Here is a 21,264-nt window from a genome sequence, read left to right as displayed (position 1 = left end):
ATTCGGATTCGGGATTGGTCAAGGCAAGCGCTGCGGGTGCGGGTGCGCTGTCCGGACTGCTCTAGTGCATCGATGCATCGTCAAGGCAGTTGCACGACGCCTGGGGTGGCTGACACATGGGTGCCGCAGCACAGCGACCGCGCAAGCGACTCCCGAAGCGCAGCACACCGAGAGTCAGCCGATGCTCTGCGCCACCCCAAGATGATCTGCGCCACCTCAACCACCAGCAGCATTCGCCAGGAACACGCAACGCCGCTCGATCGCGCTCAGCCCAGTCGCCGCACCTCGTTCACGCCGGGCAAGGCATCCAGTTTGCCAAGCAGCGCGGACAGCTGGTCGTAGTCGCTCACCTTGAGCCGCAACCGCAACTGCGCCCTGCCGGTGTCGCGCACGTTGTCGCTGTTGATTTCCAGCACGTGGGCATCTTCCTGCGCGATCAGGTTGGTGATGTCCTTGAGCAGCCAGCGGCGGTCCACCGCGCGTACCTGCACATCCACTTCGTACCCGCTGCCGGCCTTGCCCCATTCCACCGGCAACACGCGTTGCGGGTGGGCAGCCGCCAGCCGTGCCAATGCCGCGCAGTCGGTGCGGTGCACGGTAATGCCGCGGCCGCGGGTGAGATACCCGGCAATCGGTTCGCCGGCCACCGGTTGGCAGCACCGCGCCAGTTGCACCAGCAGATTCCCCACGCCCTGCACGGTGAATTTGGATTTCCCCAAGCTCTCGCGGCGCGCAGTCGGTCGCGGTGGCGCCGGCACCGCAGGTTGCGAGGCCGCGCGCTCGGCTTCCAGCAGCGCACGGCTGACCTGGTTTGGCCCGGTATCGCCCAGCGCCACCTGGATATACAAATCGTCGACATTTTCAGCATGGAACTTGCGCGTCGCCACGCTTAGATCGGCATGCTGCAGACCCAGACGCTTGAGCTCGCGATCGAGCAACTCCTTGCCCGCCTGCACATTGCGCGCGCGGTCGAGCTTGTGGAACCAGGCGCGCACCTTGTCGCGCGAACGCCCGCTGGCCAGAAAGCCGTTGGACGCCAGCAGCCAGTCGCGACGCGGGTCGGCTTCCTTGGCGGTCATGATCTCCACGCGGTCGCCGCTGCGCAGCCGATAGGTCAGCGGCACGATGCGGTCGTTGACCCGCGCGCCGCGGCAGCGGTGCCCCACCATGGTGTGCACGTGGTACGCAAAATCCAGCGGGGTGGCGCCTTGCGGCAGATCGATGACCTCGCCCTTGGGCGTCAGCGCATACACGCGGTCTTCGATCAGCTCGGCATCCAGCGCACCGGCCAACTCGCCGTGGTCGCCTTCCTGCACCTGTTCCAGCAACTGGCGCATCCACAGGATCTTGCGGTCGAACGCCTTTTCGGCGCCCTTGCCGCCTTCCTTGTACTTCCAGTGCGCGGCCACGCCGAGCTCGGCCTGGGCATGCATCTCGTGGGTGCGGATCTGGATCTCGATCGTGCGCCCTTCCGGCCCGACCACCGCGGTATGCAGCGAACGGTAGTCGTTGGCCTTGGGCCGGGCGATGTAATCGTCGAACTCGCTGGGCACCGGTGCCCACAGCGAATGCACCGCGCCCAACGCCGCGTAGCAGGCCGCTACGTCGTCGACCATGACGCGCACCGCGCGCACGTCGTAGAGCTGGTCGAACGACAGCCGCTTTTTCTGCATCTTCCGCCAGATGCTGTAGATGTGCTTCGGCCGCCCACTCACCTCTGCGCGCAGGCCCTGCTCTGCCAATGCGCTCGACAAGGTGCGCTTGACCGCCTCGATGTAACGCTCGCGCGCCACCCGGGTTTCGTCCACTTCGCGCGCGATGCGGCGATAGGTATCAGGTTCCAGGTGCCGGAAGGCCAGGTCTTCCAGCTCCCACTTCACCTGCCAGATGCCCAGACGGTTGGCCAGCGGCGCATGGATGTCGCGGGTGAGCTGGGCCAGCGCGCGGCGCTGCTCCTCGCTGAGGCGGTCGCCCACGCGCATGCGCGTCAGCTGCCGCGCCAGCAGGATTGGCACCACGCGCAGGTCGTGGATGATGGACAACAGCAGGCGCCGCAAGCCCTCGCTGTTGCGCCCGGCCTCGCGTCCGGCATGCAGCGCCCAGACCTGATCGGCCGCATCCAGGCCATCCAGCAATCCTTCCACGACCACGCGCCGCTCCGCCGGTTGCCAGGGCAAGCCGGCCACCGCACCGCGTAATGCCGGCAGATCGAACAGCAAGGCCGCAATCAGCGTGGCCTCGTCGGCTGCCAGCGACGCCAGCACGTCTAACGTGTCGGCCAGCAGCGCCCACGGCACGCTGTCTGCCTGCGCGGGCGGCGCCTCCTGCCAGGCCTGCGCCAATGCATCGCGTAATGCCGGTGCGATCGACGCAACGGCCGGGCGCTGCAGCAAGGCATGCAGGCGTTCGAATGAGGAACTGGTCACAACGGTGGACACGGCGGCCGGCGATCACTGGGGTCTGACAGCTACGGTAACGTGCGCGTCACCTTCTCTACAACGCGCAATTTCGGCGCAAATGCCGGCCGGCGGCATGTTTGCGCTTATGGTCGGTTCACCCGCCAAGGTCTTGATTCGCAACCGCTCTGCGATGGATAGGCGCTCGCGCGGCGTGCCAATTGCGACGCAATGCCGGCTTTTTACAAGCTCTTTACAATTGGAATAAATCGGCTGCCTATGCTCGGCTCACGTCATCGCTGCATTACGCCGCGACGGCGTTTTTCCACCCACTGCGAGGTAGCCGATGAAGACCTGGAAGAAGCCTGTCGTTCGTGAAGTCAACTGTGGCGCCGAAATCAACTGCTACGTCTCTGGCGAGTTTTGATCCGGCACGTCTCAATCGCACCAGCCGCCCTTCCTTTTGATGCATGACCGGCAACTGCCGGCAGAGTAGGTAACAGTTTCCATGCGCATCATCGTTTTGGGATCGGCGGCCGGCGGTGGGCACCCGCAGTGGAATTGCCATACACCCGCAAGTCAGCGGGCCTGGCAACAAGCAGACGGTGCCCAACGTCGTACCCAAGCCAGCATCGCGGTCAGTGCCGACGGCGAGCGTTGGGTTCTGATCAATGCGTCCCCCGATTTCCGTCAGCAGATTCTTGCTACACCTGCGCTATGGCCGCAGCACGGCCTGCGCCATTCGCCGATCGAAGCGGTGCTGCTGACCAGCGGCGAGATCGACCATATCGCCGGATTGTTGTCGATGCGCGAAAGCCAGGCCTTCTCGCTGCATGCCAGCAGTCGCGTGCTGGACCTGCTGGCGCAAAACCCCATCTTCGACGCGGTGAATCCAAAATACGTGACGCGCCAGCCATTTGCGCTGGACACGCCGGTGTCGCTGCTCGGCCTGCAGCTGACGCCATTCTCGGTGCCAGGCAAGGTGCCGCTGTTCATGGAATCGCGCAGCGGCGGCGATCTGGCCGGCTCCAACGAAGAAACCCTCGGGCTCACCATCGACGATGGCCAGCACCGCGTGCACTACATCCCCGGCTGCGCGGCGATGACCGATGCACTGCGTGCGCTCCTGCAAGGAGCCGAATTGGTCTTTTTCGACGGCACACTGTGGCGAGACGACGAGATGGTGCAACTTGGCATCAGCCAGAAGACCGGCCAGCGCATGGGCCACATGAGTATCGATGGCGCCGACGGCACCATCGCTGCGTTCGCCCCGTTAAATGTAGCGCGCAAGATTTTCATCCATCTCAACACCACCAATCCCGTGCTCGACATCCACTCGCCGGAATACGCCAGTGCGCGTGCCAGCGGCTGGGACGTTGCCCACGACGGCCTGGAGATCACGCTGTGACCGCCCTGCTCACTCCCGACCAACTGGAAGCGGACCTGCGCGCTATCGGCGCACGCCTGTATCACGACCAGCACCCGTTTCATGCGCTGCTGCACCATGGCAAGCTCGATCGCGGCCAGGTGCAGGCCTGGGCGCTGAATCGCTTCGAATACCAGCGCTGCATTCCGCTGAAAGATGCGGCAATCCTGGCGCGCATGGAAGACCCGGCGCTGCGGCGAATCTGGCGCCAGCGCATCCTCGACCACGACGGCAATAGCGCCACCGATGGCGGCATCGCACGTTGGCTGCATCTGACCGACGCGCTGGGCCTGGATCGCGGCCTGGTCGAATCCGGTCGCGCCTTGCTGCCCGGCACGCGGTTTGCGGTGCAGGCCTATCTGCACTTCGTCCGCGAAAAAAGCCTGCTCGAAGCGATTGCCTCCTCGCTCACCGAACTGTTCGCGCCCAACATCATCGGCCAGCGCGTGGCCGGCATGCTCAAGCACTACGACTTCGTCTCGTCCGAGGCGCTGGCGTACTTCGAGCATCGCCTGACCGAGGCACCGCGCGATTCGGATTTCGCGCTCGATTACGTCAAGCAGCACGCCGATACGGTCGAGAAACAGCAGCTGGTCAAGGCCGCGCTGCATTTCAAATGTTCGGTGTTGTGGGCGCAGCTGGATGCCTTGCACGTGGCGTATGTCACGCCAGGCATCGTATGGCCGGACGCGTTCGTGCCCGACCGCGACGCCCGCCGGGCCGCTGCGTGAGCGACATTAACCGCGAGAGTCAGCCGGCACTGCGCGCAGGCGTGCGTCTGCAGCACGACCGCACACGCGACCAGTGGGTGCTGCTTGCGCCCGAACGCGTGGTCGAACTCGACGAGATCGCCCAGGTGGTGGCGCAGCGCTTCGATGGCGCGCGCTCGTTGGCGCAAATTGCGCAGGAATTGGCCGCAGAGTTCGATGCCGACGCCGCCGAGATCGAAGTGGATGTGATCGAACTCACCACCACCCTGCATCAGAAACGCCTGTTGCGGCTATGAACACTGCACCGCCACCGCTGTCGGTCCTGCTGGAGCTAACCCATCGCTGCCCGTTGGCATGCCCGTATTGCTCCAACCCGATTGCACTGGCGGCACTACGCGAAGAAATGGATACCGCCGGCTGGCGCTCGCTGCTGCAGCAGGCCGCCGACATGGGGGTGCTGCAGGCGCATTTTTCCGGCGGCGAACCGATGTTGCGCAAGGATCTGCCCGAGCTGGTGGCGCATGCGCGTGAGCTCGGGCTGTACAGCAACCTGATCACCTCCGGCGTGGCCGGCGGCGAACCGATGCTGGACCAACTGCAAGCCGCCGGACTGGAGCATGTGCAGCTGAGCGTGCAAGACGTCGACCCGGCCGGCGCCGACCGCATCGCCGGGTATCGCAATAGCCTGTCGAAAAAGCGCGATTTTGCCGCCGCTGTGCGTGCACGCGGCCTGCCGCTCACGCTCAACGCAGTGCTGCACCGGCACAACGCCGACCGCGTGCCCGGCATGATTGCGCTGGCGCTGGAATGGCAGGCCGAGCGCATCGAAGTGGCGCACACCCAGTACTACGGCTGGGGCCTGCGCAATCGTGCTGCGCTGATGCCCAGCCGCGAGCAGCTGATGGACACCATTACCGCAGTGGAAACCGCGCGGCGCGAGCTCGGCGACCGTCTGGCGATCGACTTCGTCACCCCCGACTACTACGCGCGCCTGCCAAAGCCCTGCATGGGGGGCTGGGGCCAGCGCTTCGTCAATATTTCTCCGCGCGGCGACGTGCTGCCCTGCCACGCGGCCGAAACCATCGACGGCATGCGCTTCGACAACCTGCGCGAGCGCTCGCTGGCCGATATCTGGAACAACGGCGAGGCGTTCGTGCGGTTTCGCGGTACCGCCTGGATGCCCGAGGTCTGCCAGGAGTGTCCTAAACGCGAGATCGATTGGGGCGGTTGCCGCTGCCAGGCGCTGGCGCTCAGCGGCGATGCCGCCACGCTGGACCCGGTCTGCGAACGCTCGCCCGACCATGCGCAGGTGCGCGCGATTGCCGACACCGAGGCGGCTGCGTCGGCGCCGGAATTCATCTATCGCCGCCCCGCCCGCTCCGCGCAGGCACCATCGGCCACTGCCGACCGCGTGGACTGACCGGCGTCGGCTGGCACGGCACAGCGTCTACACTAGCCACCTCTTCCCTGTCGGATGGCTTCCATGTCGCTCGTGCGCCGCATTCCCCTGCTGGTCTGCCTGTCTCTTGCATTGACCGCCACCCCGGCCCTGGCGCAGCGCGCAGTCCACGGCGATCTGCAGTCGCAGATGAGCGCCGAACAGTTCAAGGCTGCTGGCCTGGACAAGCTCGATGCCAGCGAACTGGCCGCGCTCAACGACTGGCTGCAGGGCAAGGTCGCCAAGGAAGCCGCCGTCGTGGTCGAACAGGCCAAGGAAGCCGGCCGCCAGGAAATCATCGTCAAGAACCGTGGTTTCTTCGACTTCGGCAGCAAGGAGCCGATCGAGAGCAACATCGTCGGCGAGTTCAAGGGCTTCTCCAAAGGCCGTGTCTATACGCTGGCCAATGGTCAGGAATGGGAACAGACCGATGTGGCCAGCCTCTCCGGCGTGCGCAAGGAGGCTCCCAAGGTCAAGATCAAGCCCGGCCTGGTCGGCGTGTGGTATCTGCAGATCGAGGGGTACAACACCCCGGCCAAGGTGCGGCGGATCAAGTAAGCGCGGCCAACAAAACGACTGCGCTCGCCGTCAGGCGGGCGTAGCCGGTGCTCGGTGCGGCATGGGCCAGTCGTACGCTTCGGTGCTGAGTACGCCGTCAATGCATCCCTGACGACCGCTCGCCGCGTTTTTTAGCCCTTGCAAGGGTTAGCCCGTACAAGCAGTGCGGATGGCGGAAAGGTGCTGCAGAAGCAGAGAAACGCAGCCGCCCTCGTCGGCGCGCGCGGATGTGCGATGAAGACTGGCCGGCACTGTCCGATCGCTTGTAAGCGCGCTTCTGCGAGAAGCTGGTAAATCAATGCAGCGGCCTCTGTTCGCCGACAAGCTTGACTTCGTTTTCGCCGGCATCTGGTGTGGGCACTGCAAAGGATGGATGCGTCCTACGTGCCAGACTGGCCACCGACAACAGGCTTGATCTGCGCATCTGGCGCGGGCCGGGCCCTTGATCGCGCTGCCCCCCAGCGCCGCTGACGGAGAATGCCGATGCGCCTGATGACACGCTGCGGGATTGCATTGCTGGCCTTGATCGCAGGGCCAGCACTGGCGTCCACTGCTACCGAACGCTGCGCCACCGCGCCCCAGGTCGGGTTTGATCAGGCCCTGATCTGCTATCGCGATGCAGTAGAACAGCAGCCGCTGGTCTACACGCGAGGGGCCACCAGCCGCATCGCCGGTGTCGAGCGGCGCGACTACCTGTTGACCTCGCAGACGTGGTCGCCTGAAGGGCTCGTCACCCCGGCCACCTGGCAGCATGACGTGGCGATGTATGTGCCCGCCGATGCGCTGCCGACGCGCGCGTTATTGATCTCCACCAATGGCACGCGTCACCCGGTCGCCGGCAGTGCGGCGCAGCCGGCCAGCGAGTTGCCGCCGGAAGCGCTGGCGGCGCTGGCGCAACGCAGCCGCACCGTGGTCATCGCGCTGAGCGACATCCCCAATCAGGCGCTGCAGTATCAGGGCGATGCCGCCCCGCGCCGCGAGGACGACAGCGTCGCCTACAGTTGGTCGCTGTTTCTGCAATCGCCACAGCAGCGCAAGACCATGCCGCTGCATGTACCGATGGCCGCGGCGATCGCGCGCACCATGAGTCTGGCCGAGCGCGAGTTGGCACCGCTGCAGATCCATCGCTTCATTCTTGCCGGTGCCTCCAAGCGCGGCTGGGCCAGCTGGCACGCCACCATCGCCGACCCACGCGTGGACGCTGTGGTGCCGTTCGTGATCGACATCCTCAACATGCCGGCCGTGCTGGACCACATGTATCGGGCATACGGCGGCAACTGGCCGATTGCATTCAACGCCTATGCGAAGCAGGGAATCACCGCGCAATTGCAGACCCCGGCGTTCGCGCAACTGGTGCAACTGCAGGACCCGCTGAGTTATCTGCACACGCCCTATCGCAAGCGCTTGAGGGTGCCCAAGTACATCGTCAACGCCAGCGGCGATGATTTTTTTCTGCCAGACAACACGCAGTTTTTCTATGACGCGCTGCCTGGCAGCAAGGCCTTGCGCATGGTGCCCAACAGCGCGCACAACGGCATCCGCACATCGATCGTCGATAGCTTGGTGCCGTTTCTTGCGCGGCTGCAGCAGCAGCGCTCGCTCCCCAATGTGAGCGACACGTTGCGCGCAGGCGACGCACCGCACATTCGCTTCCGCTCGTCGGAACGACCGACGCAAGTGCGGCTGTGGGCGGCCACCAATCCGCAGGCGCGCGACTTCCGCTATGCCTGCGGCATCCGCTACCACGCCACCCCGATTGCGCTTGCACGCGGCAACACCGTCTCGGTGCCGGTGCAGATTCCAGATGCCGGTTGGAGCGCCTATTTCGTCGAAGCCACCTATGCAGACGGATTCGTCGCCACCAGCCAGACCTATGTGCTTGGCAAGCAGCAATATCCCTCTACAGCACCGCCCACCGACAATGCCGCGTGCAGCACGTTGCCCGGCATTGCGAGTCGCGCTGCTGCGGGTTGAACGGTGATTGCTGTTGCAGGGAGCGCGGGCAACGCATCGCGCGGCGCGCCGTTCAGCATCGTCCATAGCCAACCTTGATCCGCAAACGGCAGTGATGCTGCGTGACGTTGGGCATGCCAATGGCTTCGGCTTCACCAGACAGTAGTTCGCGATGTCGTGTAGCACCCCCAAATAAGACAGGTGGTCGGTGGACTCGCACCTCACGGCCACCGCATGCATGCGAACCAGCTGAGCACGCCTGCACACCGTCACCGCGCCAACTGCAAACGTACCGACTGCACCGTCTTGTCCACTTTGCGCAATGAAGTCCGCATAGAACCGGTCCAAAGCACGGTTTTTGCACTTGAGCCTGCCAACAAGATCGATCCAACCCGACTGGACCATTGACATCGTTGTCACCAACTTCTAAACAGGCCGCTACGCGCTGATGGCATCGGCTGATCAGACGGACTAAGGACTGCATGTGGCTGCGACTTCGCGTTCTGCTCACGCTTCTGCCACGCCTGCTGCTCCTGCGGCCACCGGCTTTATCGCGGCCGATGTCGGCGGCACGCATGTGCGTCTTGGCCACGTGCTGCAGGCAGAGGGCGCAGCGATTGCGCTTGCCCACTACCGCACCTATCGCTGCGGCGACTACGCCAGCCTGGACGCCATCCTGGCCGACTTCCTGCCGCAGGTGAGCCGTGTCGAGACAGTCGTGATCGCCAGCGCTGGCGTTGCGCTGGACGACGGCAGCTTCATCAGCAACAACCTGCCATGGAGCATCTCGCCCAACCGCCTGCGCGCCGCGTTGGAACTGCGCAACGTGCATCTGGTCAACGACTTCGAAGCGGTCGCCTATGCGGCGCCGCAGATGGAAGCGCGTGCGGTGCTGCAACTGAGCGGCCCCACGCCGCGGCATGCACGCAGCGCCGGGCCAATGCTGGTGGTCGGCCCCGGTACCGGATTGGGCGCGGCGGTGTGGATCGATGCCAAGCCGCGCCCCATCGTGCTGGCGACCGAAGCAGGCCAGGTCGCATTGGCCAGCACGCACGCGCACGAACAGCAGTTGCTGCGCATCCTGCTGCGCGACCAACACTATCTGCCGCTCGAGCACGTGTTGTCCGGCCCTGGACTGTTGCGGCTGTATGCCGCGGTGTGTGCGCTGCACGGTTCGCCGCAACGTCATCAGCAGCCTGCGGCAATCACGCATGCGGCATTGCATGAAGACGACGCACTGGCGCACGAAACCCTGCACGTGTTCTGCGCCCTGCTCGGCCACGCCGTCGGCGACATGGCATTGGCCTACGGCGCTGCCGGCGGCATCTATCTGGCCGGCGGCATCCTGCCGACGATCGGACACTTTCTGGCGTCCAGCACGTTCGGCGCGCGCTTTCTCGACAAGGGCAACATGCGCGCGGTGCTCGAACGCATCCCGGTCAAGCTGGTCGAGCACGGGCAGCTGGGCGTGCTCGGTGCCGCCAATTGGTATCTGCAACACCACGCTGACGTGTCGTAAGCGTTTCACCGCGCGTTTTCCCGAACGTGCGGTTACTAAAAGTGGCTAACAAAACGTAGCGAGCAGTCGTCAGGTGGGTGTGGACGGCGCGCTCAGAACCGGCGTGTACGAGGGGTACATGAGGATTCCGAGCACCGGCCGCGCCCGCCTGGCGGCTGCACAGTAGTTTTGCTAGCTACTTTCAGCCCCCGCATCCGGCGAGCCACGGCCCGCCATCCATCCCTGTGCGTGATGAGGAGAGACATCATGAAATACAGCACCACCCTGCTGTGCAGTGCGATTGCGTTGTCGTTGGCGGTCACCGCGCAAGCCCAGGACAGCCCTGGCCAGCAAGCCACCGAGCTGGACGCCGTCCAGGTGGTCGGCATCCGTGCCAGCCTGGAAAAATCGCTGGATACCAAGCGTAACAACACCGGCATTTCCGAAGCGATCACTGCCGAGGACATCGGCAAGTTTCCCAGCACCAATGTGGCCGAAGCGCTGTCGCAGATTCCCGGCGTCACCTTGGACCGACGCTTCGGCCAGGGCGAGCGCGTCAGCATCGACGGCACCGACCCCAGCTTGAATCTGTCGTTCCTGGATGGCCACCCGGTGGCGCAGGCGATCTGGTTGTACGGCGAGCAGCCCAGCCGCGGATTCGATTACACCTTGCTGGCGCCGCAGATCCTGGGCCGCGTGGAGATCCTCAAGTCTTCCGAAGCGCGGCTGACCGAAGGCAGCCTCGGCGGCACGGTGCTGATGCACACGCGCCAACCGCTGGATCTGAAAGCCAACGAGATCGCCGGCTCCATCGGCTACAGCTACAGCGACCAGGCCAGCAAGGGCAATCCCAATGCGGCCCTGCTCTATAGCTGGAAAAATCCCGCAGAAACCTTCGGCATTGCCGTGTCCGCGCAGCACTATGAAGAACGCGTGGACCGCCGCGGCATGGAAGTATTTGGCTATGCGCCTGCCAGCACCTTCGCCAACGCCGCAGGCACGGTTCCGGCCGATGCAGACGTACCCAACTCGATCAACGCTGCGTGGTTTCAGCAGGACCGCGAGCGCGACAGCGCAGTGGTCAACCTGCAACTCAAGCCCAGCGACGCGTTGGAATTCAATCTGAGCGGCGTGTACATCAACGAGAAGTTCGACAACTACAACCAGTCGATGTACAGCTTTTTGACCTGGAATGCCGGCACGGTGGCCGCGGTGGACCAGCTCGGCGATGTGCGCAACGGCGTGGTGACCAGCGGTCATTCCAGCGCCAATGCCGATCCACTTGGCGGCACGGTGATCTACGACAACAACGTGCGCGAATCGGAAGTCACCACCAAAGGCCTGGATCTGCGCGGCGCGTTCCGCGGCGATGGCTGGGGTGTGAAGGGACAGGTGGGACAAAGCAAATCCGAAAACAAGGATCTGTCGCAATACTTCATCGAGCCGTTCTACAACGGCGGCTTCCGTTGGGACACGCGCCGTGGCATCCAGTTCGACGACCCTGCGCGCGCACGCGACCCGGCCAATTGGGGCTCGGCCGGCGGCTGGTTCGGCAACAACGGCATCTTCTCCACCGAGAGCAAGGACACTTACGGCCAACTGGATCTGGATGTGCAGTTCGATGGCGTGTTCAACCAGCTGCTGCTGGGCGTGCGTCATGGCAAACATGAGGAACGTTTCGAGCTCAACGTCTACGGCGGAGTGACCCCTGGCACATTGGCCGATGTTGGCACGATCGGTCTGACCGACCTGCAGGATTTCTATCCCGACCACGGCCAGCACGTGCAGGCCGGGCGCAACAATGTGCTGAACTGGATCCGCAACAGCCCGGTCGATTACAACGCGCCGGATCCGGCAAGTTATCTCAACAACAGCTGGGCGCTGGAGCAGACCAATAACGCCGCCTACGCGCAGTTGAATTTCTCCGCTGGCGGTCTGCGCGGCAATCTGGGCGTGCGCTATGTGGACTCCAAGACCGAGGGCAGCGGCTTTGTCTATAGCGGCACACCGTCGCTGGCCAACGCCGACAGCCTGTGGCAGACGCGCACCCGCAAAGAGGACTTTCTGCTGCCGTCGCTGACCGTGTCCTACGACGCCAGCGAGGACTGGGTGTTCCGCTTTGCCGCTGCCAAGGTGATCGCCTGGGCGCCTTACAACCAGATGGTCAACAACACCTTCCTCAACGACACCACGCTGACCGGCAGCGGCGGCAACGCCGAGCTGTCGCCATATGAATCGTGGAATTTCAATTTATCGGCCGAGTATTACTTCGCACAGCAATCGGTGGTGGCGTGGTCGGTGTTCTACAAAAAGATCGACAACTACATCGACACCAGTGCCAGCGTGGAACGTCAATACAACGCGCTGCGCGATACCGCACCGCAGAGCTGGGCGCAATTACTCGGCAGCAACGGCTGTACCGCCGACGGCTACTGCGACTACAGCGTGCAGCGGCCGCGCAATGCCGGCGACGGCAAGGTCAAGGGCTTCAACCTCTCGTTCCAGCAACCCTTTGGCGACAGCGGCTTTGGCCTGACCGCCAACTACACCTACGCCAACGGCGAAAACAACACCGGCGATGCGCTGCCGTACCAGTCACGCAACAGCGTGGCCTTCAGCCCGTACTTTGAGAAAGGCCCGCTCAACGCGCGACTGACCTACAACTGGCGCGACAGCTATCTCGCCGGCGGCTATGTGGCCGGTGCGGCACCGGCCAGCGTGGACGACTACGCCGAACTCGGCGCCAGCATCGGCTATGCATTCAGCCCGAACTGGTCGCTGCAGATCGATGGGCAGAACCTGCTGGATGAAGAGTATCTGCAGTATCTCGGCGACAAGGACCATCTGGCTGGCCGCTACAAAAGCGGGCGACGCTATATGGCGAGCTTGCACGTGAAGTTCTGAGGCTGTGACGTTCTGACGCTGGCGTCTTCGTGGGTGCGGCCACTGCCATGTGGCCGCACGCGCGGGGTGCGTTGGAAACCTGCATCGACTAGTACCGCTTGGCCATACGTGGCGGACGCCACGCATGGCTAGTCCACGCAACATGATCTACACGTCACGTCACGTCACGCATGGCAAGGCACGCGACCGACATGCCATTGCGGCGGCCAAACACCTGGCCCATCACTCGCCAGGTAAGCGCGAACGGATCACGCTGCAGCGGACTGCAAGCAGCCGTACGCAATCCGCCGACAACTCATCAGCGCAACGCCGCCACCCGCTGCGACAATTTCTTCGCCGACACGCCGGATCTGGCGCCGAGCTCCTGCGCGAACACCGACACTCGCAACTCTTCCAGATCCCAGCGCAGCGCCTGCCAGTCGGCACGTTGCTGCAAGCCACGCGCAGCCGCATCGCCCAACGCATCCACAAACGGCTTGAGCTCGAGCATGCGCGACTGATCGCGCGCCGGGTCGCGCTTGGCACGCTCGGTCCGCAGGATCATCGCCTTGAGATAGCGCGGATAACTGGCCAGCGCCTCGGCCGGTGTGTCGCGCAGAAAGCCGGCATGCACCAGCGCGCGCAACTGCTGCTCCATATCGTCCAGATTGCCGCGTGCCCAGCCCATCAATGGCGCTTCCAGCAGCGGTTTGAGCTCGGCCACGGCGCCCAGGATGCTCTCGGCCAATTTGAGCCGTTCCATCGCTTCGCCGAACAGGCGCTTGATCGCGTCGTCGCGGCGTTGTGCAAACGCACCCGGGTCGCGGATCGCGCCCAGCCCATCGGCCAGCACCGCATTGAGCGCGGCATCGACCAGATCGCCACGCAGGCGCTCTTGCGATTCGATCGCTGCGTACAGCAGACCGGTTTTGGGCGAGACCGGCAACTGTTTGCGCGCGTGTTTGATCTTGTCGGCCAACGCGATTTCCAGCAGGCGACGCACGCCGTGTGGATGCGCCTGCGCGGCGTCGTTGCGATCGGCAAAGATACGCAAGGCAGCATCGTCGCCCTGATCCACCAGGGCCGGGTACGCCGGCACACCGGCCTCGCCGGCGACCTGTTCGGGAATCGGCGTGGCGGGGAAATCGCGCAATCCTTCCGCAGCCAACGCGCGCCCGGCACGCGCAGCAAACGCCTGCCCAGCGCGTTCGCCGAAGCGCGCACGCAGCCCGTCCAGATCGCGCGATTCGGCCAGCACCTTGCCATCGTCGTCGCGCAGACGCAGGTTCATCAGCAGATGCGTGTCCAGCGATTCTTCTTCGAAATCCAGCGCCGCGACCTGCACACCGGTGGCCTTGGACAGAAAGCGCGCCAGCTCGCCACGGATATCGTCGGCCGACGGCAGGCTGTAGGCCTCGTAGAACGCACGCCCGAAATCCGGCGCTGGCACAAAATTGCGCCGCTGCACCTTGGGCAGGCTGCGGATCAGCGCCGATGCCTTGTCGGCGACAAAGCCAGGCGCCAGCCATGACAGGCGCGCCGGGTCCAGCGCATTGAGCAGGTGCAGCGGCACGTCCAGGGTGACGCCGTCATCGATCGCACCCGGCTCGAAGCGGTACTGCAACGGCAGCCGCGCATCGCCGAGTGGGAAATACTTCGGGAAACGATCGGCTTCGCTGCCTTCGCCAGGCAGCAGATCGTTCAAGGTCCAGTGCAGGCCGCGGCGCTTGTCTGGCGGCAAGGTTTTCCACCATGCATCCAGGCCGCTGGCCGAATGCAGCTCGGCCGGAATGCGGTCCAGATACCAGCGCGCCTGCCAGCCTTCGTCGGCCACGATACCGGCACGGCGCAGCTTGGCTTCTTCCTCGCGCGCCTGCTCCAGCACCTTGAGGTTGTCAGCCACAAACGCAGCGCGCGTGTTGATTTCGCCGGTCACCAGGGCTTGCCGCACGAACAGATCGTGCGCGGCCGCCGGGTCGATCTTGCCGAAATGCACCGGCTTCTTCGGCGCCAGCACCAGCCCGAACAGGCTGATCTGCTCCGAGGCCACCACCTGCCCTTGTGCGCGCGACCAATGCGGGTCGAAATGCTTGCGTGCCAGCAGGTGCGGCAACTCGGCGATGGCCCAATCCGGCTCGATCGCGGCGTTGGTCATGCCCCACACTTTTTGCGTGTCCAGCAAGGTGGCCGCAAGAATCCACGGCGGTGGCTTGCGCGCCAGTGCGGAACCCGGGAACGGCACGAACCGGCGTTGCCGCGCCGCCAGAAAGTCGCCCTTTTCGGTGCGATGGCCGATCTGCGTGGGCAGGCCCGCCAGCAGCGCGCGGTGCAGCGATTGGTACGCGGCAGCGCGTTCGCGCTCGCTCGCACGCGCCGAGCCTTCAGCGGCCTCAGCCTGTTTGTTCGACGCCGTCGCAGCGGATTGCGTTGGTGGCGCAGTCGGATCGGGTTTGCCTTCGCGCGCAAGACGCGCAGCGCGATGCAGCTGCCCACGCGTCGGCCGGTTGGCGTTATGTCCATCCTCGCGCGCTGGCGCGCTGGCGCCCGCCAGCAACGGCACCAGCATCACGTTGGCCGGCTCTTCGCTCCAGCCGAGTTCTTCGCACAACAGGCGCAACTGCCGATGCAGCTCGCGCCACTCGCGCATGCGCAAAAAGCCCAGAAAATGCCGGTTGCACCAATCGCGCAACTTGGACTGTGTGAGGTCTTCGTGCACCTGACGGTACGCGTCCCACAGGCGCAGGATGCCGACGAATTCCGAGCGCGCATCGGCAAACAATGCATGCGCGTTGTCGGCCGCCTCGCGCGCTTCCGGCGGGCGTTCGCGCGGGTCCTGGATGCCCAGGAACGCGGCGATGATGATCATCTCGCGCAGGCAGCCGTGCTGCTGCGCGGCCACCAGCATGCGCGCCAGCTTGACGTCCACCGGCAGGCGCGCCATCTGCCGACCGATGGCGGTCAGACGGCGCTCGGCGTCGATCGCCCCCAGCTCCAGCAGCTGCTGCCACCCATCGGCCACCGCGCGCTCGTCGGGCGCTTCCAGAAACGGAAAGTCTTCGATCCGCCCCAGCCCCAGTTGCAGCATGCGCAGAATCACGCCCGACAACGACGCGCGCCGGATTTCCGGATCGGTAAACGCCGGCCGCGCGGCAAAGTCCGCTTCGGCATACAGCCGGTAGCAAATGCCTTCGGCGATCCGCCCGCAACGGCCCATGCGCTGATTGGCGCTGGCCTGCGAGATCGGCTCGATATGCAGGCGGTCCAGCTTCTGCCGCGGGCTGTAGCGCTTGACGCGCGCAAAGCCCGGATCCACCACATAGCGGATGCGTGGCACCGTCAACGAGGTTTCGGCCACGTTGGTGGCCAGCACCAGACGCCGGCGCGGACCTGGATTGAACACGCGGTCCTGGTCGGCCGCCGACAGCCGCGCATATAGCGGCACCACTTCGGTCTCGCGGTATTTGCGCCTTTCCAGCGAATGATGCGCATCGCGGATCTCGCGCTCGCCCGGCAGGAACATCAGCACATCGCCACGTGGATCGATGCGGGTGATCTCGTCAATTGCCGCCACGATCGCATCGTTGACGCTGCGCTCGCCGTCGCGGCCGGCATCCTGCGCATCGTCGCCGCCGCTTTCGCCTTCGAGCGGGCGATAGCGCACTTCGACCGGAAAGGTCCGCCCTTCCACATTGATCACCGGCGCATTGTCGAAATGCTGTGCAAAGCGCTCGGTATCGATGGTCGCCGAGGTCACGATCAACTTGAGATCAGGGCGTTTTTTCAGCAGCTGCTTGAGGTAGCCGAGCAGGAAGTCGATGTTGAGGCTGCGCTCGTGCGCCTCGTCCACGATGATGGTGTCGTAGGCCGACAACCAGCGGTCGCTGGCGATCTCCGCCAGCAGGATGCCGTCGGTCATGAACTTGATGCGCGACTGCTCGCTCACCCGGTCGGTGAAGCGCACCTGGAAGCCCACCACGGTGCCCAACGGCGTCTTCAGCTCGTCGGCCACCCGCGCGGCCACCGCACGCGCGGCGATCCGGCGCGGCTGGGTGCAGCCGATCATGCCTGCGGCACCGCGCCCGGCGGCCAGACACAGCTTGGGCAGCTGGGTGGTCTTGCCGGAGCCGGTTTCGCCAGCGATGACCACCACCTGGTGGTCGCGGATCAATCCGATGATGTGCTCGGCTTCGCGTGCGATCGGCAGTTGCGTGTCGAGCGTGATTGCCGGCTGCTGCTCGGCACGCGCCCGCCGCTGCGTCAGCGACGCCGCCAGCGCCTGCTCGAACGCGTCGCGCAGCTGCGGGTTGCCGGGTTTGCCCTGCCAGCGCGACCATAGGCCAAGCAGGCGGCCCCGGTCTCGGCTCATTGCGCCATCCACGGCGTGGCGGCGCTCACGCAGCAGCGTGGCAAGGTCGGTGTCGATAGCGCTCATTGATGGAAAAATGTGAAAGATTGAATGACGTTTGATCCTTTAGCCTGTCTATTGTGACGCCATATCTGTTCCATCAGACATCCACTTCCTCAGAAGGGCCATCCCATGTCCAAGAAAAAGAACGCCAACAAGCCCGTCGTCATCAACGATGCCCTGCCGGTCGCTGCCGCGTCGGCGCCGCATATCGATATCGGGATCAAGGACGGCGATCGCAAGAAGATCTCCGACGGCCTGGCCCGCTACATGGCTGACGCCTTCACGTTGTATCTGAAGACCCACAACTTCCATTGGAACGTCACCGGGTCGATGTTCAACTCGCTGCACACCATGTTCGAAACCCAATACACCGAGCAGTGGGCCGCGCTGGACGAAGTGGCCGAGCGCATCCGCGCCCTGGGCTATAACGCGCCGGGCTCCTACAGCGAGTTCGTCGCATTGACCTCGATTCCGGAAGAGCCGGGCCTGAGCGACAGCGCCGACTGGCGGGAGATGGTGCGCCAGCTGGTCAGCGGCAACGAAGCGCTCTGCCGCACCGCGCGCAAGGTACTGGGCACCGCCGACGACGCCGGAGACGACCCGACCGTGGACCTGCTGACCCAGCGTCTGCAGACCCACGAAAAGTACGCCTGGATGCTGCGCTCGCTGCTGCAGTAACCCCTTGGGCTGGGCCCCTGCGGGTTTGCCCAAGGTTTCGCTGCGCCGAAGCCTTGGGCGCCTGCTCACTGCCTGCCGCACCCAGCGCCTTCGACGCGCCCCCTGACTCAGGGGGTGCTTTGTGCTGTCAGTTGTTGAGCCCCTCTCCCTCCGGGAGAGGGGTTGGGGTGAGGGTACGGTGCGAAGCTTCATCCAGCTCAACCTCACAAGACCTCACACACCGCTGATCAACCGCCCTCACCTCGCGGCGTTCCCCGACCAGCCAGTACGCAACACTGCCGGCATGACACCGACCAGGGCTTGACCCGCACGGTATCCTAGGCGGATGTCTTCCCCCGCCCACGAACTGCTCAGCCGCGTCTTCGGTTACGACGACTTCCGCGGCCCGCAACAAGCCATTGTCGAACACGTCGCTGCCGGCAACGACGCCCTGGTACTGATGCCCACCGGTGGCGGCAAGTCGCTGTGCTATCAGGTGCCAGCGCTGTTGCGCGACGGCATCGGCATTGTGGTGTCGCCATTGATCGCGCTGATGCAGGACCAGGTCGAAGCCCTGCGCCAGCTGGGCGTGCGCGCCGAATTCCTCAATTCCACGCTGGATGCGGAAAACGCGCAACGGGTCGAACGCGCCCTGCTGTCAGGCGATCTGGATCTGCTCTACGTCGCACCGGAGCGCCTGTTGACCCAGCGCTTCCTGTCGTTGCTGGAACGCAGCCGCATCGCGTTGTTCGCCATCGACGAAGCGCATTGCGTGTCGCAATGGGGCCACGACTTCCGCCCCGAATATCGCCAGCTCACCGTGCTGCACGAGCGCTGGCCGCACATCCCGCGCATGGCCTTGACCGCCACCGCCGACCCGCCCACCCAGCGCGAGATCGCCGAGCGTCTGGATCTGGTGGACGCACGCCACTTCGTCAGCTCCTTCGACCGCCCCAACATCCGCTACACCGTGGTGCAGAAGGACAACGCGCGCAAACAGCTGCAGGAGTTCCTCACCCGCCATCGCGGCTCGGCCGGCATCGTCTATGCGATGTCGCGGCGCAAGGTCGAAGAAACCGCCCAGCAGCTGTGCGCGCAAGGCTTCAACGCCCTGCCCTATCACGCCGGCCTGCCCGCCGAAGTGCGTGCGCAGAATCAGCGCCGTTTCCTGCGCGAGGACGGCATCATCATGACCGCCACGATTGCTTTTGGCATGGGGATCGACAAGCCGGACGTGCGCTTCGTGGCGCATGTGGACCTGCCCAAATCGCTGGAGGGCTACTACCAGGAAACCGGCCGCGCCGGCCGCGATGGCGACCCGGCCGAAGCCTGGCTCTGCTACGGCCTGGGCGATGTGGTGCTGCTCAAGCAGATGATCGAACAGGGCGAAGCGGCCGAGGAGCGCAAGCGTCTGGAACGCGCCAAGCTCGATCACCTCCTTGGCTACTGCGAATCCATGCAGTGCCGCCGCCAGGTACTGCTGGCCGGTTTCGGCGAGACCTATCCCAAACCCTGCGGCAACTGCGACAACTGCCTGACCCCGGCAGCGGCGTGGGATGCCACGGTGGCCTCGCAGAAAGCGCTGAGCTGCGTGTACCGCAGCGGGCAGCGCTTCGGTGTCGGTCACCTGCTCGACATCCTGCGCGGCAGCGAGAACGAGCGCATCAAACAGCTTGGCCACGATCAACTGAGCACCTACGGCATCGGCCGCGACCTGGACGAGCGCACCTGGCGCGGCGTGTTCCGCCAGCTGGTGGCCGCCAGCCTGCTGGAAGTCGACAGCGAAGGCCACGGCGGCCTGCGCCTGACCGACGCCAGCCGCCAGGTGCTCAAGGGCGAGCGCCAGGTGATGATGCGCCGCGAGAATCCGGCCGCCGGACGGGATCGCGGTGCGCAGCGCACCGGCTTGCCGGTGCAGCCCCAGGATCTGGTGTTGTTCAACGCGCTGCGCGGTTTGCGCGCAGAACTGGCCAAGGAACAGAACGTGCCGGCCTTCGTGATCTTCCACGACAGCACGCTGCGTAACATCGCCGAGCAACGGCCCACCAGCATCGATGCGTTATCGCGGGTCGGCGGCATCGGTGGCGGCAAACTGGCCCGCTATGGTGCGCAGCTGATCGAGATCGTGCGCGAGCAAGGCTGATGCAACAGCGTGTGTCAGCGCCATGCCTGTCTCGACACAACAATCGGCCGAATCGACAGCGCGCATTCAATCAGCCGTTGCTAGTTTCACAAGGCGAGCTGGCACGCGCTGCCAGTCATTCCTATAGAGTCCAACCGATGAAACGCAGCCTGCTTCTCCTGGCCACTCTATTTGCCGCCGGTGGCGCGCTCGCCCAGACCGGCGATGTCAGCGCCGAACCGGCCACCGCCCGCTCGCTGGACCTGAGCGTCCCCCAGGCACCGCTGCAATACCGCTCCGACCCGGAGTACAGCACCGACCCGCCCGGCACGTTTTACGGCGACAAGAGCGGCCCCCGCCCGGCGCTGGCACGCCCCAGCGCCGCATCGATCGCGGCCGAACGCGCCGAGCAATGCCAGGGCAAGCTGCATGGTGCGGTCGAGACCGGCATGGGCTATTCCAACCGCGGCGGCAACAGCAACTGGCAGGCGGTCAATTTGAACTCCTGCAAGACCTATTACGACGACGACGGCAAGGCGCATCAGATCGGCGTCAGCATCAGCGTCGGCCGCGGCGAAGGCCCGGTGTTCGGCCCACGCTACGCACCCGGCGGTTATGGCCCCGGCCCGTTCGGCTGGTAACCATACGGCTCCGTCTGCGTTGACGGGGGGTTCACTGCCGCATCGCTGAAAATGTGGCTTGCCTTACGAGACGTGCTCATGTCACAGAACAAGGAACGGCCAGTTGTATTCGTCGTTGAAGACGGCGACGGCACCCGACAACTCAGCTGCCTTGTCCTGGAAAGTTACGGCTTTACCTGCCGCAGCGCCGGATCGGTCGAAGAAGCCCTGACCCTGATCGAAAGCGACCCGCGCGTCGATGTGTTGTTTTCCGATATCCATTTCCCCGGCGGCCTGACCGGCGTGGATCTTGCGTTGAAGACCGCGTATGCGCCATACAACCTGCCCGTGCTGCTGACCTCCGGTCTGGCGGTCGAGTACGTGGAAGAGATCCTGCCTGACGGCGTGGCCTTCCTGGAAAAGCCCTACACCCCCGAACAACTGCTCACCGCGATCCGCAGCGTGATGGCGAAACGCCGCGTGCTCGCCACCCCCGGCGTGTAACGCCGACGGCCGCAGCTGGACGGCGGCCCACAATCCCGGTATGAAATGCCAGCCGTCGCGCGATGCGGCGGCAACGGGGATTGATCACGAC

At 64.8% G+C, this 21,264-nt stretch carries 15 protein-coding genes and 2 other RNA genes; 14 read left to right on the top strand and 3 right to left on the bottom strand.

Annotation, left to right across the window (positions count from 1 at the left end):
• Window positions 1-266: 266 nt before the first annotated feature.
• Window positions 267-2,438, bottom strand: coding sequence for a bifunctional (p)ppGpp synthetase/guanosine-3',5'-bis(diphosphate) 3'-pyrophosphohydrolase (locus RQH86_RS10155; RefSeq protein WP_311240123.1), 2,172 nt, complete (start codon window positions 2,436-2,438; stop codon window positions 267-269).
• Window positions 2,439-2,742: 304 nt separating this feature from the next.
• On the opposite strand from RQH86_RS10155, the gene pqqA reads away from it, so the two are divergent.
• The 9 genes from pqqA (at window position 2,743) to RQH86_RS10110 (ending at window position 10,000) form a co-directional block, all read left to right on the top strand.
• Window positions 2,743-2,823 (top strand): pyrroloquinoline quinone precursor peptide PqqA, encoded by an 81-nt coding sequence (gene pqqA / locus RQH86_RS10150; RefSeq protein WP_002812057.1) that lies wholly within the window; start codon window positions 2,743-2,745, stop codon window positions 2,821-2,823.
• Between the two features lie 81 nt (window positions 2,824-2,904).
• A complete protein-coding gene (gene pqqB / locus RQH86_RS10145; RefSeq protein ID WP_311240124.1) occupies window positions 2,905-3,804 on the top strand; it encodes a pyrroloquinoline quinone biosynthesis protein PqqB in 900 nt (299 codons plus the stop codon).
• On the top strand, window positions 3,801-4,553 hold the full coding sequence (gene pqqC / locus RQH86_RS10140) for a pyrroloquinoline-quinone synthase PqqC (RefSeq protein ID WP_311240125.1): 753 nt from the start codon (window positions 3,801-3,803) through the stop codon (window positions 4,551-4,553). The genes pqqB and pqqC overlap by 4 nt, the downstream gene beginning before the upstream one ends.
• Window positions 4,550-4,828 (top strand): pyrroloquinoline quinone biosynthesis peptide chaperone PqqD, encoded by a 279-nt coding sequence (gene pqqD / locus RQH86_RS10135; RefSeq protein WP_311240126.1) that lies wholly within the window; start codon window positions 4,550-4,552, stop codon window positions 4,826-4,828. The genes pqqC and pqqD overlap by 4 nt, the downstream gene beginning before the upstream one ends.
• The gene (pqqE, locus tag RQH86_RS10130) at window positions 4,825-5,952 is read left to right on the top strand and encodes a pyrroloquinoline quinone biosynthesis protein PqqE (protein WP_311240127.1); all 1,128 of its coding nucleotides are present in this window, start codon (window positions 4,825-4,827) and stop codon (window positions 5,950-5,952) included. Before pqqD ends, pqqE begins: the two co-directional genes overlap by 4 nt.
• A gap of 63 nt (window positions 5,953-6,015) precedes the next feature.
• Window positions 6,016-6,528 (top strand): hypothetical protein, encoded by a 513-nt coding sequence (locus RQH86_RS10125; protein WP_055849156.1) that lies wholly within the window; start codon window positions 6,016-6,018, stop codon window positions 6,526-6,528.
• A 61-nt stretch (window positions 6,529-6,589) separates the two neighbouring features.
• A non-coding RNA gene (locus RQH86_RS10120) (sX9 sRNA) lies at window positions 6,590-6,665 on the top strand.
• Between the two features lie 346 nt (window positions 6,666-7,011).
• Window positions 7,012-8,502, top strand: coding sequence for a PhoPQ-activated protein PqaA family protein (locus RQH86_RS10115; RefSeq protein ID WP_311240128.1), 1,491 nt, complete (start codon window positions 7,012-7,014; stop codon window positions 8,500-8,502).
• Between the two features lie 463 nt (window positions 8,503-8,965).
• Window positions 8,966-10,000, top strand: a complete 1,035-nt coding sequence (locus tag RQH86_RS10110) for a glucokinase family protein (RefSeq protein WP_311240129.1) — start codon at window positions 8,966-8,968, stop codon at window positions 9,998-10,000.
• Window positions 10,001-10,043: 43 nt separating this feature from the next.
• Here RQH86_RS10110 and RQH86_RS10105 read toward each other — a convergent pair.
• A non-coding RNA gene (locus tag RQH86_RS10105) (sX9 sRNA) lies at window positions 10,044-10,120 on the bottom strand.
• A gap of 126 nt (window positions 10,121-10,246) precedes the next feature.
• Here RQH86_RS10105 and RQH86_RS10100 point away from each other — a divergent pair.
• On the top strand, window positions 10,247-12,883 hold the full coding sequence (locus tag RQH86_RS10100) for a TonB-dependent receptor (protein ID WP_311240130.1): 2,637 nt from the start codon (window positions 10,247-10,249) through the stop codon (window positions 12,881-12,883).
• Between the two features lie 298 nt (window positions 12,884-13,181).
• Here RQH86_RS10100 and hrpA read toward each other — a convergent pair whose 3' ends face one another.
• The gene (hrpA, locus tag RQH86_RS10095; protein WP_311240131.1) at window positions 13,182-17,294 is read right to left on the bottom strand and encodes an ATP-dependent RNA helicase HrpA; all 4,113 of its coding nucleotides are present in this window, start codon (window positions 17,292-17,294) and stop codon (window positions 13,182-13,184) included.
• A 105-nt stretch (window positions 17,295-17,399) separates the two neighbouring features.
• On the opposite strand from hrpA, the gene RQH86_RS10090 reads away from it, so the two are divergent.
• From RQH86_RS10090 to RQH86_RS10075, 4 genes are all read left to right on the top strand, one after another.
• Window positions 17,400-17,948 carry a Dps family protein gene (locus tag RQH86_RS10090; RefSeq protein ID WP_055849144.1) on the top strand — a complete coding sequence of 183 codons (549 nt, stop codon included), beginning with the start codon at window positions 17,400-17,402 and terminating at the stop codon, window positions 17,946-17,948.
• Between the two features lie 325 nt (window positions 17,949-18,273).
• On the top strand, window positions 18,274-20,070 hold the full coding sequence (gene recQ, locus RQH86_RS10085) for a DNA helicase RecQ (RefSeq protein ID WP_055849142.1): 1,797 nt from the start codon (window positions 18,274-18,276) through the stop codon (window positions 20,068-20,070).
• A gap of 137 nt (window positions 20,071-20,207) precedes the next feature.
• Window positions 20,208-20,690, top strand: coding sequence for a hypothetical protein (locus RQH86_RS10080; protein ID WP_055849139.1), 483 nt, complete (start codon window positions 20,208-20,210; stop codon window positions 20,688-20,690).
• 78 nt (window positions 20,691-20,768) lie between these two features.
• Entirely contained in the window at window positions 20,769-21,173 is a 405-nt protein-coding gene (locus RQH86_RS10075) for a response regulator (RefSeq protein WP_115554369.1), read from the top strand.
• Window positions 21,174-21,264 lie beyond the last annotated feature (91 nt).

The organism is Xanthomonas sp. WCS2018Noco2-27 (assembly GCF_031843525.1).
GTDB lineage: Bacteria > Pseudomonadota > Gammaproteobacteria > Xanthomonadales > Xanthomonadaceae > Xanthomonas.
This window is presented reverse-complemented; position numbering and strand designations above follow the sequence as displayed.

Coding starts and splice junctions, on each gene's coding strand:
- RQH86_RS10075 (WP_115554369.1), top strand. CDS start 20,769: ATGTCACAGAACAAGGAACGGCCAGTTGTATTCGTCGTTGAAGACGGC.
- RQH86_RS10080 (WP_055849139.1), top strand. CDS start 20,208: ATGAAACGCAGCCTGCTTCTCCTGGCCACTCTATTTGCCGCCGGTGGC.
- RQH86_RS10090 (WP_055849144.1), top strand. CDS start 17,400: ATGTCCAAGAAAAAGAACGCCAACAAGCCCGTCGTCATCAACGATGCC.
- pqqA (WP_002812057.1), top strand. CDS start 2,743: ATGAAGACCTGGAAGAAGCCTGTCGTTCGTGAAGTCAACTGTGGCGCC.
- pqqB (WP_311240124.1), top strand. CDS start 2,905: ATGCGCATCATCGTTTTGGGATCGGCGGCCGGCGGTGGGCACCCGCAG.
- RQH86_RS10100 (WP_311240130.1), top strand. CDS start 10,247: ATGAAATACAGCACCACCCTGCTGTGCAGTGCGATTGCGTTGTCGTTG.
- recQ (WP_055849142.1), top strand. CDS start 18,274: ATGTCTTCCCCCGCCCACGAACTGCTCAGCCGCGTCTTCGGTTACGAC.
- RQH86_RS10115 (WP_311240128.1), top strand. CDS start 7,012: ATGCGCCTGATGACACGCTGCGGGATTGCATTGCTGGCCTTGATCGCA.
- pqqE (WP_311240127.1), top strand. CDS start 4,825: ATGAACACTGCACCGCCACCGCTGTCGGTCCTGCTGGAGCTAACCCAT.
- hrpA (WP_311240131.1), bottom strand. CDS start 17,294: ATGAGCGCTATCGACACCGACCTTGCCACGCTGCTGCGTGAGCGCCGC.
- RQH86_RS10125 (WP_055849156.1), top strand. CDS start 6,016: ATGTCGCTCGTGCGCCGCATTCCCCTGCTGGTCTGCCTGTCTCTTGCA.